At 67.2% G+C, this 18,163-nt stretch carries 1 protein-coding gene; it reads right to left on the bottom strand.

The features are described 5' to 3' along the window. Nucleotides 1-2: 2 nt before the first annotated feature. Nucleotides 3-18,107, bottom strand: a complete 18,105-nt coding sequence (locus tag ON44_RS16320) for a non-ribosomal peptide synthetase (RefSeq protein WP_085998550.1) — start codon at nt 18,105-18,107, stop codon at nt 3-5. Between the last annotated feature and the right edge of the window lie 56 nt (nt 18,108-18,163).

The following is an 18,163-nucleotide window of genomic DNA, read 5'->3' as shown; positions in this document are numbered from 1 at the left end:
GGTCACCGATCCAGTCGTGCGTTGAGAACCCGGGCGATCTGGGCAACCGCACCCGGTTCGGTCATTGCGAGGTGGGTCGCATCGATGTCGAAGATCGAAATCTGCCCGCTGACCACCCGCGCCCATCCCTCGTGACCCGCAGCATCGGACCGCCTTTCACGTGTCGCGGTGAAGTAGAGCATGTCGCTGTCGAAGACCGCGGGCCGCCAGACGCCGGCCGCCCGGATCGCCAGGTTGTAGGCGTCGGTCAGGCGCTCGATCATTGCGGCGTCGATACCGAGGCTGTCCCCCAGGTGCCGTTCGATCAGGTCGGCGGCCTCCTCGGCGGTCGCATCGGGGCGCACGAAATCGACGCCCATGACCGGGCCGAGATTGCTGATCAGTTCTCCGGCCGTGACAGCGGAGAGGGTCGACTCGTCGACACCACCCACCTCGGCGTCCAACAGTGCCAGTAGCGCAACCTGTTCACCGGCGGCGCGCATCTCGACGGCAATGGCATGGGCGATCGCACCGCCCAGCGACCAGCCGAGGAGGTGATAGGGGCCGTGTGGCTGAACCGCGCGAATCTCGTCGAAGTAGCGTTCGGCCATTTCCGCGATCGACGTCGGACCGGGCACCTCGCCGCCGATTTGTGGCGCCTGAAGGCCGTAGATCGGTCGACCGTCGGAGAGGTACCGGTCGAGTGTGCGGTAACACCACGACAGGCCGACGGCCGGGTGGATACAGAACAGTGGTGGTCGGTCACCGCCGGTCCGGATCGGCAGCAGCACATCGAAGCCGGCGGTCCGGTCGACGGTAGGCCCGGAGCGCATTCCGGATTCGATCCGCTTTGCCAGGTCGGCCGGGCAGGGATCCGACAGCATCCAGCTGATCGGAACCTCGTAGTCGAGTTCTTTGCGCAACTCGCTCACCACTTGCACCGACTTCAGCGAGTTACCGCCCAATGCGTAGAAGTCGTCGTCGGCGCCCACCCGATCCATGCCGAGTGCCGCTCCGAAGGCCCGTACAACCTCCGCTTCCAGCCACGACGAGGGCTCCCTGAACTCACCGAGCGCGAGCACCGGCTCCGGTAACCGCGTGCGGTCCAGCTTGCCCGACGCGGTGAGGGGCACCGTGTCGAGCACCATCACCGTGGTCGGCACCATGTAGTCGGGCAGTTCGGTTGCCGCGTGCGCCATGACCACCGCGGTGTCGACAGTGGCGCCGGCGGCAGGCACCAGGTAGCCGACGAGGTGGTCCACCGCACCGGTGGAGTGCACCACAGCGATCGCCCGGGCGACGCTCGGATGCGCGGCGAGCACTGCCTCGATTTCACCGAGTTCGATACGCAGGCCGCGCAGCTTCACCTGGAAATCGGTGCGGCCCAGGTATTCCAATTCGCCGGTATGGCGCCAGCGCACCAAGTCGCCGGTGCGGTACAGGCGCCTGCCGTCACCGTACGGGTCGGGCACGAACCGTTCCGCGGTGAGGCCCGGACGTGACCGATAGCCGCGCGCGAGCTGGGCGCCCGCCAAGTACAGCTCCCCGGCGACACCGGGCGGTACCGGATGTAACCGGTTGTCGAGTACATACGCCCGCGAGTTCCATACCGGTGTGCCTATCGGCATGCTCCCACTGTCGGCTTCGGTCACCCGATGCGCGGTCGCGCACACGGTGAACTCGGTCGGCCCGTACAGATTGTGCAACTCGATCCCGGGCACTATTCGCTCCACCGCGGCCACCACCTCGGGGCCGAATGCCTCACCGCCCACCAGGAGCGTCCGCACCGACTCCAGCGACTCTCCAGGCACCGCGTCCGCGAGAACCGCCAGCATCGACGGCACGAACGCGGCGATCGTGACCCGCTGGGTGGCAATGGTTTCGGCGAGATAGGCCAGGTCGGTATGACCATCGGCTCGCGCGATCACCATCCGCGCCCCCATCGCCAGTGTCGCGAACAGCTCCCACACCGACATGTCGAACGTGGCCGGGGACTTCTGCAGCACCACGTCATTCGGCGTCAGTGCGTAGCTCTCGTTGACCCACCGCAGCTGGTTCACCACCGAACCATGCAGTACCGCAACACCTTTCGGTCGCCCGGTGGACCCAGAAGTGAAGAGCACGTACGCGATGTTGTGCGGTCGCAGTGGTGCGAGCCGATCGGCGTCGGTGACCGGCGCGTCATCGAATCCGGATAGCTCCAGCCCATCGAGGGACGACAGCTCCAGCACCGGCGCGGCGACCGACAGCATGTACGCGATGCGGTCGGCCGGAAGGTCCGGATCGACCGGCACGTACCCACCGCCGGCAGCGTGCACCGCGTACATGGCGGTGACCTGGTCCAGTGAACGCCGCATCCGCAGCGCCACCAACGACTCCGGCCCCACTCCACGGGAGATCAACCACCGCGCCAACCGGTATACGCGAGACGCGAATTCCGCATAGGTCAGCGACTGTTCGCCGAATGTCACCGCGGGCCGGTCCGCATGCGCCTGCACGGAGTGGGCGAAGACCGAGGCGAGCGTCTCGCCGGAAGGGAGCCCGCGATCGGTCGAATTCCACTGCACCAGAACGGCTTCCCGCTCATCGGCACCGAGCAGATCCACCTCGTGCACCGGCTGTGCCGCATCGGTGACCAGTGCGCCGAGCAACCGCAGCAGGCGATCGACGATCGTGGTCACCGTCGTCGCGTCGAAGAGGTCGCTCGCGTAGGTCACCGCGCCGCTGACGCCTGCCGGGGCACCGGTGGAGTCATAGGAATCCGATACCGCGATCTGCAGATCGAACAGTGCGGTGTCGATATCGGCCGTCATCACCGACGCCGAGAGCCCCGGCAGTTCGAACTGGGCCCCGCCGATGTTCTGGAATGCCAGCATCACCTGGAACAGTGGATGGTGGGCGTGCGATCGCGCCGGGTTCAGCTCCTGCACCAGCCGCTCGAACGGAACATCGGCGTGCCCGAACGCGGCCAGATCGGTTCCGCGCACGTGCTCGAGCAGTTGGGTGAACGTCATCCCCGGGGTCAACCGGGTCCGCAGCACCAGGGTGTTGACGAACATCCCGGCCAGATCGTCGAGCTCCGGCTCGCCGCGTCCCGCATACGGAGTGCCGATCGCGATGTCGTCCGTATCGGCCAGCCGGGCCAGCGTGGCCGCCAGCGCGGCGTGGAAGACCATGAACAGTGTCGTGTTGTGTGCCCGCGCGACCCGCTGCAATCCCGCGTGCAGATCGGCGCCGACGGTTATCGGTACGCTCGCGCCCGCGTGGGTCTGCACGGGCGGACGCGGGCGGTCGGTCGGCAGCTCGAGCAAAATCGGAAGTTCCGCCAATTCGACTGTCCAGTAGTCGATCTGGGCGCGCAGCAGCGAGTCGGGATCGTCTTCGGTCCCCAGCACGGTCCGCTGCCAGATCGCGTAGTCGGCGTACTGCACCGGCAGTGGCGGCCGGCTCGGTGTCTCCCCGACCAGGTGTGCCGTGTACGCGGTCATCATGTCCCGTGCCAGTGGGCCGAGCGACGCCCCGTCGCAGGAGATGTGATGCACCACCACGGCCAGGATCCACTCGTTCGGCCCGAGCTCGAACAACCGGACCCGCACCGGCGCCTCGACCGTCAGATCGAACACCGTCGAGACGAACGCCGACAACGCTTCGGCCAGTTCATATTCCGCGATCGAGGTCACGGTCATCGGCGCGATCGCCTCGGCGGCGGGAAGGACAACCTGCGACGGCTCGCCCTCGCCATACGGGTATACGGTCCGCAGTACCTCGTGCCGGTTCAGCACATCCTCGACGGCCGCGCGCAGCGCGTCGAGATTCAGATTCCCGGACAGCCGTAGCACGATCGGAATGCTGTAGGCCGCCGAGCCGGGGTCGAGCCGGTTCAGGAACCACATTCGCTGTTGTGCGTACGACAGGGGAATTCGCTGCGGCCGTTGCTGTGCGGTCAGCGCCACCCGACCGGTGTCGGCCCGCGATTCGGCGCGCGCGGCCAGCCGCGCGACCGTCGGCGCCTCGAAAATCATCGACGCCGGGATGGTCGCGTCGAGGGCGGCACCGATCCGCGCGGCCAGGCGGGTGGCCACCAGGCTGTTGCCACCCAGTTCGAAGAAGTCGTCGTCGGCGCCTACCGGACTATCGATGCCGAGGACCTCGGCGAATACGCCGGCCACTATTTCCTGCACCGGTGACTCCGGGGCTCGGAATCGCTTGGCCTGGACGACAGGTGCGGGCAGGGCCGCGCGGTCGAGTTTTCCATTCGGCGACAGGGGGATCGTGTCCAGGATCATCACCGCGGCGGGCACCAGGTACGACGGCAACACCTCGGCCAACGACACCCGCAATTCTTCGCCCGACAAGCTCGCCCCGGATTCCGGCACCGCATAGGACACCAACATCACCGAACCGGTGTCCTCCCGCTGCGCCACGGTGACCGCGTATGCGACATCCGCCCGCGCGCTCAACACCGCGTCGATCTCGCCGAGCTCGATACGGTAACCGCGGATCTTCACCTGGGAATCGTTGCGCCCCAAAAATTCCAGGGCACCGTCGGTATTCCAGCGCACCACATCACCCGTGCGATACATGCGATGTCCCGGTTCCCCGAACGGGTGCGCCACGAACCGCGCCGCATTCGTCACCGCCCTGTTCAAGTACCCGCGCGCCAGCGCAGGACCCGCCAGATACAGCTCTCCGGCCACCCCTACCGGCACCGGCTGCAACCGGGCATCCAAAACCAGCGTCTGTATTTCCGGCAGCGGGGTACCGATCGTCGGCCGGTCGGCCGGTCGCAGCGCACCCGTCGCCGTGGCGACGATCGTGGCCTCGGTCGGCCCGTACAGCACCCGGAACTTCCTGGCGCCCGCGATGTCGGTGCCCGCCCATCGGCTCACCAGATCCGCCGGGACCTCCTCACCACCGGACATCACCAGCCGCAAGTCGTCCAGCCCGGCCGGATCCACCGAGGCGAGCGCGGCCGGGGTCAGAAAGGCATGGGTGACCCGCTGTACGTGCAAGAGCTCGGCCAGCTCGCCGCCGCCGTAGACCCCTGTCGGCGCCACGACCAGGACAGCGCCCCGGCTGACCGCGATCAGGATCTCCATCAGTGCGGCGTCGAACGACGGCGACGCGAAGTGCAAGACCCTGGACGTGTGCCGAAGCTCGCGGTCTGCGCGCCACTCCGAGACGAAGTCCGCGATGCCGGAATGTGTGATGGCGACGCCCTTCGGCACCCCGGTCGATCCGGAGGTGAAGATCACGTAGGCGACATCCGAGGCCCGCAGGGGCCGCGGCCGCTCGTCATCGCCGATCGGGCCGCTGGCCGACGCGTCGATCCGCGCGGCGACGGCCGGGTCGTCGAGCACGATCCAGTTCACCGGATCGGGCAGCTCGGCACGCGCCGACGACACCGTAATTCCCAGCGTCGCATCGGAATCCGAGACCATCTGCTCGATCCGGCTCGCGGGATAGCCTGGGTCCACCGGCACGTACGCCGCACCCGTCTTGACCACCGCCCACCACGCGACGACGGATTCCATCGACCGCGCCGCCGCCACCAGCACCGGACGCTCCGGTCCGGCGCCACAGCGGAGCAGTACCCTCGCCAGCCGGCTGGACCGCTCGTCCAGCTGCGCATACGACAACGTGACATCCCCAGCGACAACGGCGATACCGTCGCCACTGTCGCGCACGGCCGAGGCGAATACGTCCGGCAGTAGACCGGAGGGCTCCGGCGCAGCCACGGTATGCGCCCCCACCCGCGACGTGAGCGCCGAGCGCTCGTCGGCTTCCAGCCAGTCGATATCCCCGATCACTACGGCCGGATCGTCGGCGACGGCTTCCAGTACCTGCACCAACCGTCGGACGATCGCCACCGCGGTCGCCTCGTCGAACAGATCCCGCGCATAGGTCATCGTTCCCGAGATGCCCTGCACCACACCGGCATTGCCGAACGAATCGGACAGCACCAGTTGCAGGTCGAACTGGGTCGCCCCGGTATCCACATCCACTCGGGCGACCCGGACACCGGGCAGCGCGATATCGGCCGTCGACACGTTCTGGAACGCGAGGGCCACTTGGAACAACGGATGCCGCGCCGCCGATCGTTCCGGGCTCAACGCCTCCACAACCCGCTCGAACGGCACGTCCGTGTGCTCGAACGCCAGCAGATCCGTCTCGCGAGTGCGCATCAGCAACTCGGCGAACGGCTCGCCCGTATCCACCCGGGTCCGCAATGCGAGGGTGTTCACGAACATCCCGACCAGATCGTCCAGAGCGGGCTCGCCGCGCCCCGCGACCGGGGTGCCGATCACTACGTCATCGCTGTCACCGAGACGCCCCAATACCGTTGCCAGCGCCGCATGCATCACCATGAACAGCGACGACCCGTGCGAACGTGCCAGCGCGAGCAACCGCTCGTGCAGCCTGGCATCGATCTCCACCGGAATCCGGCTTCCCGACAGCGATGCGACGGCCGGGCGTGATCGGTCCGCGGGCAGTTCCAGCCGGTCCGGTGCACCCGCGAGCGTCGAGCGCCAGAACTCCAGTTGCGCGGACATCAACGACGCCGGATCGTCCTCGGTCCCCAGCATCTGCCGTTGCCACCACGCGAAATCCGCGTACTGCACGGCGAGCGGCTCCCATTCCGGCGCATGCCCGGCCAGTCGCGCGGCATACGCCGCCATCACGTCATGGGCCAGCGGCCTCATCGACTGACCATCGCCTGCGATGTGATGGACCACCAGCACCAGCAGGAATTCTCCTGTGCCACCGTCGAGCTCGAACAATCCCACCCGCATCGGCACTCCGGCCGTCACATCGAATCCGCGCCGCACGAACTCGCCCACCACATCGGGGACCGAATCCGCGGGCACCCGCACCGGCTCCACCGGCACCGCGGGTTCGTCGAGGACGACCTGGCGCGGCTCACCGGAGACTTCCGGATATATCGTCCGCAGTACCTCGTGACGTGTCATCACATCCGCGAGTGCGGCCGCCAGCGCCGTGGTGTCCAGCCGTCCCGACAGCCGCAGCATCACCGGGATGTTGTATGCCGCAGAGTCCGGCTCGAACCGGTTCAGGAACCACATCCGCTGCTGTGCCAGCGATAGCGGCACGGGGTCGGGGTGCACTCCGGGCAGCAGGGGCAACCGGCCTCCACCGCTGAGTGTCCTGGCGAGCGCGGCCAATTCGCCGACGGTCGGCGCCTCGAACACCGAGCGCACCGGCACGTGCACGTCCATGGCCGCACCTATGCGCGCCACTACCAGCGAGGCGCTCAGCGAATCGCCGCCCAGCGCGAAGAAGTCGTCGTCGACTCCCACCCGTTCCACGTCGAGTACCTGCTCGAATGTCCGCGCGACCAACTCCTCCAATCCCGGCGACGGCGCCCGGAATTCGCGGGCGACGGCAACCGGTTCGGGCAGCCGCTCGCGATCCAGCTTCCCGTTGGCGGTCAGCGGCACCTCGTCCAGCACCACCACCGCGGACGGCACCATGTACCGGGGCAACGCCTCGGCCAGCGCCGCACGCAACTCCTCGCCCGATACCTCCGCGCCGGGCGCGGGCACGACATAGGACACCAGCAGCACCGGTCGCCCCTCATCGCTGCGCGGCACGGTGACGGCGTATGCCACATCCGCACGCGCACCCAGCACCGCGTCGATCTCCCCCAGCTCGATCCTGGTGCCGCGCACCTTCACCTGAAAATCGTTGCGCCCCAAGAACTCCATCTCACCATCGGCGGTGCGACGCACCACGTCACCGGTCGCGTACATGCGCTGACCCGGCTCCCCGAACGGGCAGGCGACGAACCGCGCCGCAGTCAACCCCATCCTGGCGACGTACCCGTGGGCCAGGCCGGGGCCGAACAGGTACAGCTCGCCCGCGATACCGGCCGGTACGGGCCGCAACCAGGTATCCAGGACCACGGCCGCGACGGGGCCGACCGGCCTGCCGATCGTAATCGCGGCACCCGGTGCCAGAGCGTCGCCGGAGGTCGCCCAGATAGTGCATTCCGTCGGCCCGTAGACATTGACCATGGCGCGATGCGGCGCCCACCGATCGACCAGTTCCGGCCCGACCGGCTCACCGGCCGCTGCCAGCACGCGCAGCCCCTCGAGACCATCGCACGGGACTGTCGCCAGCGCCGACGGGGTCACTATGGCATGCGAAATACCTTCTCGCCGGATCAGATTCGCCAGCTCGGGACCGGCGTAGACATCGGCAGGCGAGACGACGAGCCGACCGCCCGAGCCGTGCGCCATCAACAGCTCGAACACCGAGGCGTCGAAGCTGGGCGAGGCGACCTGCAGCACCACCGACGTGGGGTCGACGCCGAGTATTCGACGCTGCGCCGCGACGATATCGGCCAAGCCGCGATGGCTGACGAGAACGCCCTTGGGCGTTCCGGTCGACCCGGAGGTGTAACTCACGTACGCGGTCTGATCCCGCCGAATCGGCCCGCCGCGTTCGGCATCGGTGATCGGCGCGGCAGGGACCGAGTCCAGGGCGCCGAGCGTCTGCTCCGTGTCGAGGACCAGCCAGTCGACGCCATCCGGAAGGTGCTTCCTGGTGGAGGTATCGGTAAGCCCGAGAATGGTTTTCGAGTCCGACAGCAGAAATTCGATGCGGTCCGATGGGAGGGCCGGATCAATCGGCAGGAAGGCGGCGCCGGTCTTGGCCACGGCCCACAGTGCCACCGTCGCCGCAAGGGATCGCGGAAGCACAGCGGCGACGACCTGTCCCCGCCGGGCGCCGTGCCGCAGCAGGACCCGCGCCAGACGTGCGGAGCGCTCATCGAGCTGCCGGTAGGTCATGGCGGCCGTACCGCACCGCACGGCGATCGCGTCGAGTTCGGCGGCAGCGGAAGCGGCGAGCATGCGGTCCAGCGTGTCCGGAATCGCAACTTCCGCATCCGAAACCGGCCACAACGGCCCCGGTTCCTCGTCGAGCGGCAGTTCGCCCAGCCGCACGTCCGCGTTCGTGGCGATCCGGCGCAGCAACTCGACGAAGCGGTCGAGGATGCGGCGCGCCGAGGCGGTGTCGAATGCACGCTCGTGGAATCGGAGGATGATCCGCAGCCCCTGTGCCTCGCCGTCCGCGGACTGCTTCGGTTCCACAGCCAGGATCAGCGGGTACGGCGTCGCGTCCACACCACTGAGTTCGTCCACCCGAAGGCCCGCCGAATCGACGAGTTCCTGCAGCGCCGTCCGGTCGACGGGGAACGACTGGAAGGTGATCGCGGTATCGAAGAGTTCGGGCAGGCCGACGCTGCGGTGAATCTCGGGTAGGCCGATATGGTGATGCTCCAGCATGCGCGCGTGCCGCGCCTGAATGCCGGTCAGCAACTCGCGCACCGTCATGGTGGGTTCGAGCGGGACTCGCACCGGAACCGTAGTCAGGAACATGCCGAGCGTCTGATCGACCAGCGGCAACTCCGGGGGCCGCCCGGACACCGCGGCACCGAAGATCACATCGGTCTCACCGGTCGATACGCGCAGATTCAAGGCCCAGGCCGCGGCAACCGCCGCATTGATGGTGACGGCCGTCTCCGCCGCCACTCGACGAAGTTCTGCGAAACGATCCGCGGTGAGTTCGGCCGTGACCTCGGCGGCGGATACGGAGCCCGCCGCGACGGCTTCGCGGGACACCCGGGTGGGTGCGTCGACATCCGAAAAGGCTTGCGCCCATGCCGCTTTGGATGCGGCGCTGTCCTGTCGACCCAGCCAGGACAGATATTCGCGGTAGGAGGGAGCCGGCCCGGCGGAGTCGATATGTGTGGGAGATCCGTAGTAGTCGAGTAGTTCTCGCATCAGCAACGGCATCGACCAGCCATCCAGGATCATATGGTGATTCGTCACGAGCAGCCGGAAAGAGCCGGCATCGAGACGGATCAGCGTCAAGCGCAGAAGCGGAGGAGCCGACAAATCGAATCCCGCCACCGCGTCCGCTGCCGCAATGGATCCCGGGTCGGCGGCGGATTCCGCATCGCCGCCACCGGCGAGATCGATCTCCCGGAACGGGATTTCGGCATGGTCCAGCACGATCTGGCACGGCCCTGCCGCCGTCTCCACAAAGGCGGCCCGCAGGATATCGTGCCGGTCGACCACGGCCTGGGCGGCACGTCGCAGGCGCTTACCGTCGACCGCGCCGGATAGTCGGATCATCGTCTGGACGGTGTAGTTGTCCCCGGCATCCGGGTCGAACGTCGAATCGAAGTGCATCCCGGATTGCATGGGCGACAACGGCCAAATGTCGGACAGGCCGTGGTACTGCCGTTCGAGCCGATCGATGTCCTGCTCTGTCAGCGCGACGAGCGGATAATCCGAGGTGCGATCCCCCGTCGGGCGTCGCGGGGGTTCCTCGATGGTCACCGGAGCCGCATCGCGGCCCGCCAGTGCGGCGAGGGCGGCAACCGTCTTGCCTTCGAACACATCTCGCGGCGTGAACGTGAGCCCGGCGGATCTCGCCAGCGCCACCAGCCGCATCGAGACGATGCTGTCCCCGCCGAGCGCGAAGAAGTTGCTGTCGGCGGACACCGTGTCGAGATGGAGCACCTCGGCGAACAGTTGCGCCACGACCTGTTCCGCAGGCGTCGACGGCGGCCTGCCGCCCGCGGCGTCGAGATCGAAGGTGCGCTGCCGCAATGCTTTCCGATCGATCTTTCCCGTTGGCGTGCACGGCATCTCCTCGAGTTGCACGATCGCCGCGGGATTCAGATAGCGGGGTAGCCTGCCCGCGAGATCGTCGCCGAGCGCCGCCACATCCACGGCAGCGCCCGACGCGGCGACGACATAGGACACCAGAACCGGTTCGCCGGCAGGCCCTTGCACCGCAACGGTGGCGACGCTCGCCACGTCCGGGTGCCCGGCCAGGAGGGCATCGATTTCCCCCGGCTCGATCCGCAGGCCGTGAATCTTGACCTGTTGATCGCTGCGGCCCAGGTATTCCAGCGTCAACCCGGCGCGTCCGCGCACCCAGCGCACGGAATCACCGGTGCGGTAGATCCGCTCGCCGCGGGTGGATCGCGGATCCGCGACGAAGCGCGACGCGGTCACGCCCGGTTGATCGACGTACCCGCGGGCAAGTCCGGGCCCACCGATATAGAGTTCGCCCGCGACACCGATCGGCACCGGTCGCAGCCAGGTGTCGAGAACCATCGCGGACGCGCCTCGGATCGGGCCACCGATCGTCACCGGCTCGCCGGGTGCGAGGGCATCCGACCCCGTCGCCCAGATCGTGCACTCGGTCGGTCCGTAATGATTCATCAGCCGTCGCCCAGGGGCCCACCGGTGCACGGTGTCCGGCCCGGTCGCTTCGCCGACGACCGCGAGCGATGTCAACGACGGCATCCGGGACGGATCCATGGTGTTCAGCACGGACGGGGTGATGATCGCGTGCGAAACCCGCTGCGACCGAAGCAATTCCTCGAGGTCGGTCCCGGCGTACACCTCCGGTGGCGCCACCACGAGACACGCGCCGCTGCTGTGCGCCAACAGCAACTCCGACAGGCAGGCGTCGAATCCTGGCGACGCGACCTGCAACACCACCGAATCCGTACCCACACCGAAGGCGTCGACTTGCGCCGCGACCAGGTCGGCCAGACCTCGATGGCTGAGGTGGACCGCCTTCGGTTTGCCGGTCGATCCGGACGTGTAGATCACATATGCCGCATTGTCGGCCGACAGCCTGTCGGCCCCAGCCGGACGGGGTAGACCCGCATGAGCGTCCGAAGCCGAAGCGTCCAGCATCAACCAGTCGACAGTATCCGGAAGCTGTGGTGCCACAGCGCTGGTCGTCACGCCCACAGTGGTCCGCGAGTCGGACAACAACTCCCCGATCCGCGCGGCGGGATTGGCGGGATCCAACGGCAGGAAGGCGGCACCGGTTTTCGCCACAGCCCAGATCGCGACGACCAGTTCGGCCGAACGGGGAACGGCCAATGCGACGATCGACTCGGCACGAGCACCATGGCCGGCCAGCAGGCGAGCGAACCCGTCGGCGCGACGCTCCAGCTCGCGATAGGTCCACGTGGTGTCACCGCACCGGACAGCCACGGCATCCGGATATCTGCGCGCGGTCCCCGACAGGATGTCGCGCAGCACGAGCTCCGCGGCCGGCTCCTCGCTGACGACCGAAAGCAGTTCCGCGCGTTCGGAATCCCGGCAGGAGGAGATCTCGGCGACCTTCCGGGCGGGATCCATGACGATCTGCGTGAGAAGCAGCTCGAATCGTTCGAGCAGCGTGCGGGCATCGTCCGAATCGAATCGGTCGGTCGCGAATTTCAGCGTCACCGTGTAGGTGCCGGGCTCGTCGGCGTCCGGTCGCCCGTCGCGACTCGACCGTGGCGGGGTCACTTGCAAACTCAGCGGATATGGCGTGGCATCGTGTGCGTCGATCTCGACGAGCCGCAATCCGGCGTCGGAGAGATTGCGTGCCAACAGTTCCCGGTCGAGCGGATAGGACTCGAGCACCGTCGCGGTGTCGAACATATCGGTGATACCGGTGGCCCGTTGCAGCTCCGCCAAGCCGACGTGCTGGTGATCCAGCATTGCGGCCTGCTCGGATTGCACGCGGACGAGCAGGTCACCCACGGTTTCGTCGGGTTCGAGCCGGACTCGGACCGGCAGCGTGTTGACGAGGAGCCCGACCATGCGCTCGACATCCGGAATCTGCGGCGGACGGTGCGAGAGCGTATTGCCGAACACCATGTCCGACCGTCCGGTCAGGACCGCCACCAGCAATGCCCACGCCACCTGTAGGGCCGTGTTGGCAGTCACTCCATGCGATCGGCCCAGATCGAGAATCGCGGCGGTGGTCGCGGCGTCCAGGTTCAGGCCGACTTCGTCCGCGTGCGCGGTGACGGTCCGATCCTGCCCGCTCGTGACCCGGGTCGGACTGTCGATTCCGGCGAGCATCGCCCGCCACGCGGCGATTGCGGCGTCGCGATCCTGAGCCTGTAGCCACTGCAGATACTCTCGGTACGAACGAGGCAGCGCGAGCTCGGCAGTATCGCAATCGGATGTATACAACAAGAGCAACTCGTGGATCAGCAGGGGCATCGACCAGCCGTCCAGCACGAGGTGGTGGTTGGTGACCAGCAACTGGAACATATCGACGCCGGTGCGCACGAGGTGGAACCGCACCAGTGGCGGGCGGGCGGGGTCGAACGGAGCCGCAGCCGCAGCCGCTAGTCGACGCAGTGCTTCTGCCTGCCGGTCGACATCGGTGATACTCGACTCGTCCCAATCGACCTCGGTGTCGCGCAACACGATCTGACGTGGCCCGTCGGCAGTCTCGACGAACGCGGTACGCAGGCTGTCGTGTCGGTCGATGAGCACCTGCGCGGCCCGCCGCATCCGCTCCCCATCCACCTGCCCGGCGAACGTCAGCGTCGCCTGCACGATGTAGCCGTCGTCGCCGTCCCGGTCGTAGATCGTGTGGAACAGCAGCCCGGACTGCAGGGCGGTGAGTGGCCACACATCGGTCATCGACGGATATTCCCGCAGCCAGTGGTCGACATCGTCCTGCGATACCGCGATGAGCGGGAAGTCGGATGGGGTGTAGCCGGGTGTGATGTCGGATCGGACGTGATCGGCGAGCGCCCCCAGGGCTCGAGCCCACAACCCGGCGAGTTCGTCGACCTCCTCGCCACTCAACACCTGCGAGGCGAACTCCCAGGTCGCGTCGAGTTCGAGCCCGTCGCGACCTTCCTCGGCGATCGCATTGATATCGAGCACGGCGGACAGCGCCATCTCTGGATCGCTCGTCGCGGTCAGTGCGGTGAATTCGGTGGTGGGTGCCCAGGGCCCCGAACGTTCGCCGACACCCACCCGCCCGAGGTAGTTGAAACTGATCTGAGGTTCGGGCAGGTCTGCGAGCTCGGTGCTGCCCCCGGAATCGAGATGACGCAGCATCTGATAGCCGATGCCGTTGCCGGGCACCGCGCGCAGCTGCTCCTTCACCTGCTTTATCGCCAGTCCCGCACTCTTGCCGCCGGCCAGCGCATCATCGAGGTCGACGTTCTCCCATTCGATCCGGACCGGAAAGCGTGTGGTGAACCAGCCCACGGTGCCGCTGAGATCGGCGCCGGGCACGGCCCGCTCCTCGCGGCCGTGTCCCTCCAGCGAGATCAACTCTCCGGCGGCCGCCGCCCGCCCGCGCCTGCGCCGCCACTCACCGAGTGCCAGTACCAGGGCCGCCAGAAGCGGATCGTTGGCACTGCAGTGAAAGCGGTCCGGAATAGTGCCGAGAACCGCCTCGGCAACCGCTGCCGGTATGCGCTGATGTACCCGGCCCGCCGTGGCCCCGACGTCACGACCCGGGACCAGACGGCGCGATCCCAGGAGCTGATCGCCGCGCTCGAGTACGTCTTTCCACAGGTCGAGCTCCGCCGAGCACCTGCTCGGCGCCTGTTCGACCAAACCGTGCACCCATCGCCGGAACGAGGTGGTGACCGGGCCGAAGTGCGGTTCGCCGCCGTCGGAAAACTGCGACCAGGCCTGCGCGAGGTCGGCGAGAATGATGCGCCACGACACCGCGTCGACGGCGAGATGGTGGATCACCAGCCACATCAGGTCGGGTCCCGAGCCATTGCGATCCTGAATCCAGACGGCCTGAACGAGCACACCGTTGCCCGGGTCCAAGCGATCCGCGGCTTTGTGCAGGTGCCGGTCGACTTCGGCAGCGTCACGTCTATCGAGCCGAACATCGACGAGCGCGGCGTCCGGGTCGACCGCTTCCCGATCGAGTACCTCGACGTACCACCGATCAACCGAATCACCACCGCGCAGTACCGCACGCAGCATGTCGTGGCGGTCCAGCAGGGATCGCAGCGCGCGCACAAGACCCGCTCGATCGACCCCCTCGGGCAGCTGCACGAGCGCGGCCTGCGCAAACCGGTCGTACTGACCCCGATCGAGCATTGCGCGCATGATCGGCGACAACGGCATCGGCCCTACGCCGCCACCGGCCAACTCGGCCAACTCGGGGGTATCGCCGGCTTCCGTCGCCGTGGCCGCCAGGCCCGCGACGGTCTTGTGCACGAACACATCCTGGGTGGAGAAACTCAGGCCCTCGGCCTTGGCCCGCGCCACCAGCCGGATCGACAGAATACTGTCGCCGCCGAGGGCGAAGAAGCTGTCGTCGGCCCCGACGCGAGGCACGCCGAGCACCTCGGCGAACAGCCTTGCGACCGTCTCTTCCCGGCCTGTGGCCGGCGCCCGGCCGACCGGCGCGGCCCCGAATTCGGGCTTCGGCAATGCGCGGCGATCGAGCTTGCCGAACGCGTTCACCGGGAGGCTGTCCAACGCGAGGATCACCGCCGGGACCATATGCGGCGGCAGCGAATCGCGGGCGAAGCGCTGGAGTTCGAACGGATCGATCCGACGGCCGCTGACCGGGACCACATAGGACGCCAGCACGGTCGTACCGGCATTGTTCTGCACCGGCACCGTGACGGAAAGATCCACGTCCTCGTGGGTGGAGAGCGCGGCGTCGATTTCACCCGGTTCGATCCGGTATCCGCGGATCTTGACCTGGAAGTCGCCGCGCCCCAGCATTTCCAGCGTCATTTCGCCGTTGTCGCCGGTCCAGCGCGCGATGTCGCCGGTGCGATACATCCGCTCGCCGACATCGCCGTACGGATCGGCGACGAACCGGGCGGCGGTTTCGACGGACAGATGGCTGTATCCACGGGCCAATCCCGGCCCGGCGAGATACAACTCGCCCGCTGTGCCCCTTGGCACCGGTTGGAGCGTTCGGTCCAGCACCATCGCCGAGAAGCCACGAATGGGGCCACCGACCGTGTGCGCACGGCCGGGTCGCAGCATGGCACCGACGGCGGTCACGGTGGTTTCGGTGGGACCGTATTCGTTGTACATGGACAACGACGGTGTCCACCGCTCGATGACGTGCGGTGGACATACGTCACCACCGACCACGACCACCCGCAAGTCGGTCATCGGACGCGGGTCCACGGTTGCCAGCATCGCCGGCGTCAGCGTCAGGTGGGTCACGTGCTCGTCGGCCAGCAGTTGCGTGAGCGGCTCACCGCCGGTCACCTCGGGCGGCACGATCACCAGCGTGGATCCGTTCGCGAAGCAGGTCAGAAACTGTTCCAGGGAGGCGTCGAAACTGGGTGAGAGGGCATAGGACACGCGGGATGTCGTGTCGATCCCATATGTGGCGGCGCGGTCGGCAACGAGATTCGCGAGGCCGGTGTGGGTGACCTGGACGCCTTTCGGCGTTCCGGTGGATCCCGAGGTATACGTCATGTAGGCGACATGGGATGGCCGTAGTGGCCGGATACGGTCATCGTCGGAAATCGGCCCGCCCGCGGCGTCGGATTCCCACCGGGTCGCGGGGCCGTCGAGAACCACATGGTGTATCTCCTGCGGGAGCCGCCCGCGCAGGGCATCGACCGTGATCGCCACAGCTGCGCCGCTGTCGGCGACCATATGCGCTATCCGCTTCGACGGGTACTCGGGGGCCAACTGGACAAACGCGGCCCCGCATTTCGCGACCGCCCATGTCGCCACGACCGATTCGACCGAGCGTCGCAGCATGATCGCCACCGCCGTGTCCGGCCCACAGCCCAAAGTGATCAGATGCCGGGCCAGCTGGGAAGACCTGGTGTCGAGCTCGCCATACGTCATCGTCTGCCCGGCCGAGGCGATCGCGCACGCACTTCGATTCCGGCGCGCGCTCTCGCTCAGTATCTCCGGAAGCAGCCGTGTTTCGACCCCGCTGGGCCCCCGCACCGGCAGCAGCTCAGACCGTTCCTGTACTTCGAGCAGCGGCAGTCTACTGACCGGACATCCCGGTCCCCCGGCGAGGAACTCGTGCAGGAACATGAGGAACCGGCGGTGGTGCCCGCCGAGCTCCTCAGGGCTGTAGGCATTCGGATTCCCCTGGAAGTCGATATGTGTACTGGCCTTGCCCGCGCCCGGGTAGATATTGACGAAAAGGTCGGCGGTAGGGCCTGAGGTGAGGACGTGCAGGCGGCCTGTCGTGTTGCCGAGCACAACCTCGTTCTCGATCATCATGAGGTTCACGGCCGGCCCGAAGGATGCCGCCTCGTCGCGCGCAATCCCCATATCGTGGAATAGGTCCTCTTGGCGGTAGCGCTGCCGCCGCAGCGCACTCGTCAACTCGCCCTGCACAGCGGCGATCAGTTCACCGACGGTGTGGCCCGCGACCTGCACTCGCAGCGGGACCACATTTGCCACCATTCCCCCGGAACGGCGCAGCACGGCAGAGTGCCGACCCGAAACCGGCAGGCTCAGCAAAACTTCATCGCTTCCGGTCATCCGCGCGAGATACCCGGCAAACGCCGCGACGATGGTCGCGGTCGCGGCCTGGCCGTGCTCGAGCGCGACACTTTCCAGCAGCTGTGCGGTGGCATCCGGCAGCTCTGTGCTGACCAGCGCAGGATGAATGGTGGGCTTGCCCACGCGCCCGGCCAGGCTGACGACGGGAGGCGCGCCTGCCAGGTGCTCCAGCCAGTACCTGCGGTCGTTATCGAAACGCGCCGAACCCCGGTATGCCAGATCCTGCTCGACGACGGCCCCCAGATCCTGCGCCGCGCACGGTGCCGGTACCTCGGACTTCAGCCAAGCGTTGTACAACTCGGTTATCCGGTGCAGCATTGTTACCGCGGCGAATCCGTCGAGCGCGATATGGTGCGCGCGCTGATACCACAGGAAATGGTCCGCGCCGACCTGGAACACAGTGCTCGTCATGAGGTCGTCGTTCATCAAGTCCAGCGGGGCAGAATAATCCTGAACCATAATTCTGTGCGCGGTCGCAACCGGATCGGAATGTCGGCGCAAGTCCATGACCGACACCTGAGCACCATGTTCCTCGTCGACGAACTGGCATGGCTCTCCGTCGACCTCGATCAGGCGCATATGTCCGGATCCGAACTCGCGACTGGCGGTTCGGCATGCTTCGGCAAGCAATTCCAGGTCCAACTCGCCGATGATCTCGACGTATTGGGCCACAGATATCGGCGACGACTCCGCGAGATGCTGGGCAAACCAGATACCCCGCTGTGCCGCGGTCAGCGGAAGAATGTCGAATGACGACGGTCGCGCGTCTCCATTACTGTTGGCGCGCGCGCCGGAACCGATAGCCGAATCCGGGTTTCCGGAAGAGCGGAATGAGCCGGTTTGCAACGATTCAGACC

This window comes from Nocardia vinacea NBRC 16497 (genome assembly GCF_000308835.1).
In the GTDB taxonomy this organism is placed as follows: domain Bacteria; phylum Actinomycetota; class Actinomycetes; order Mycobacteriales; family Mycobacteriaceae; genus Nocardia; species Nocardia vinacea.
This window is presented reverse-complemented; position numbering and strand designations above follow the sequence as displayed.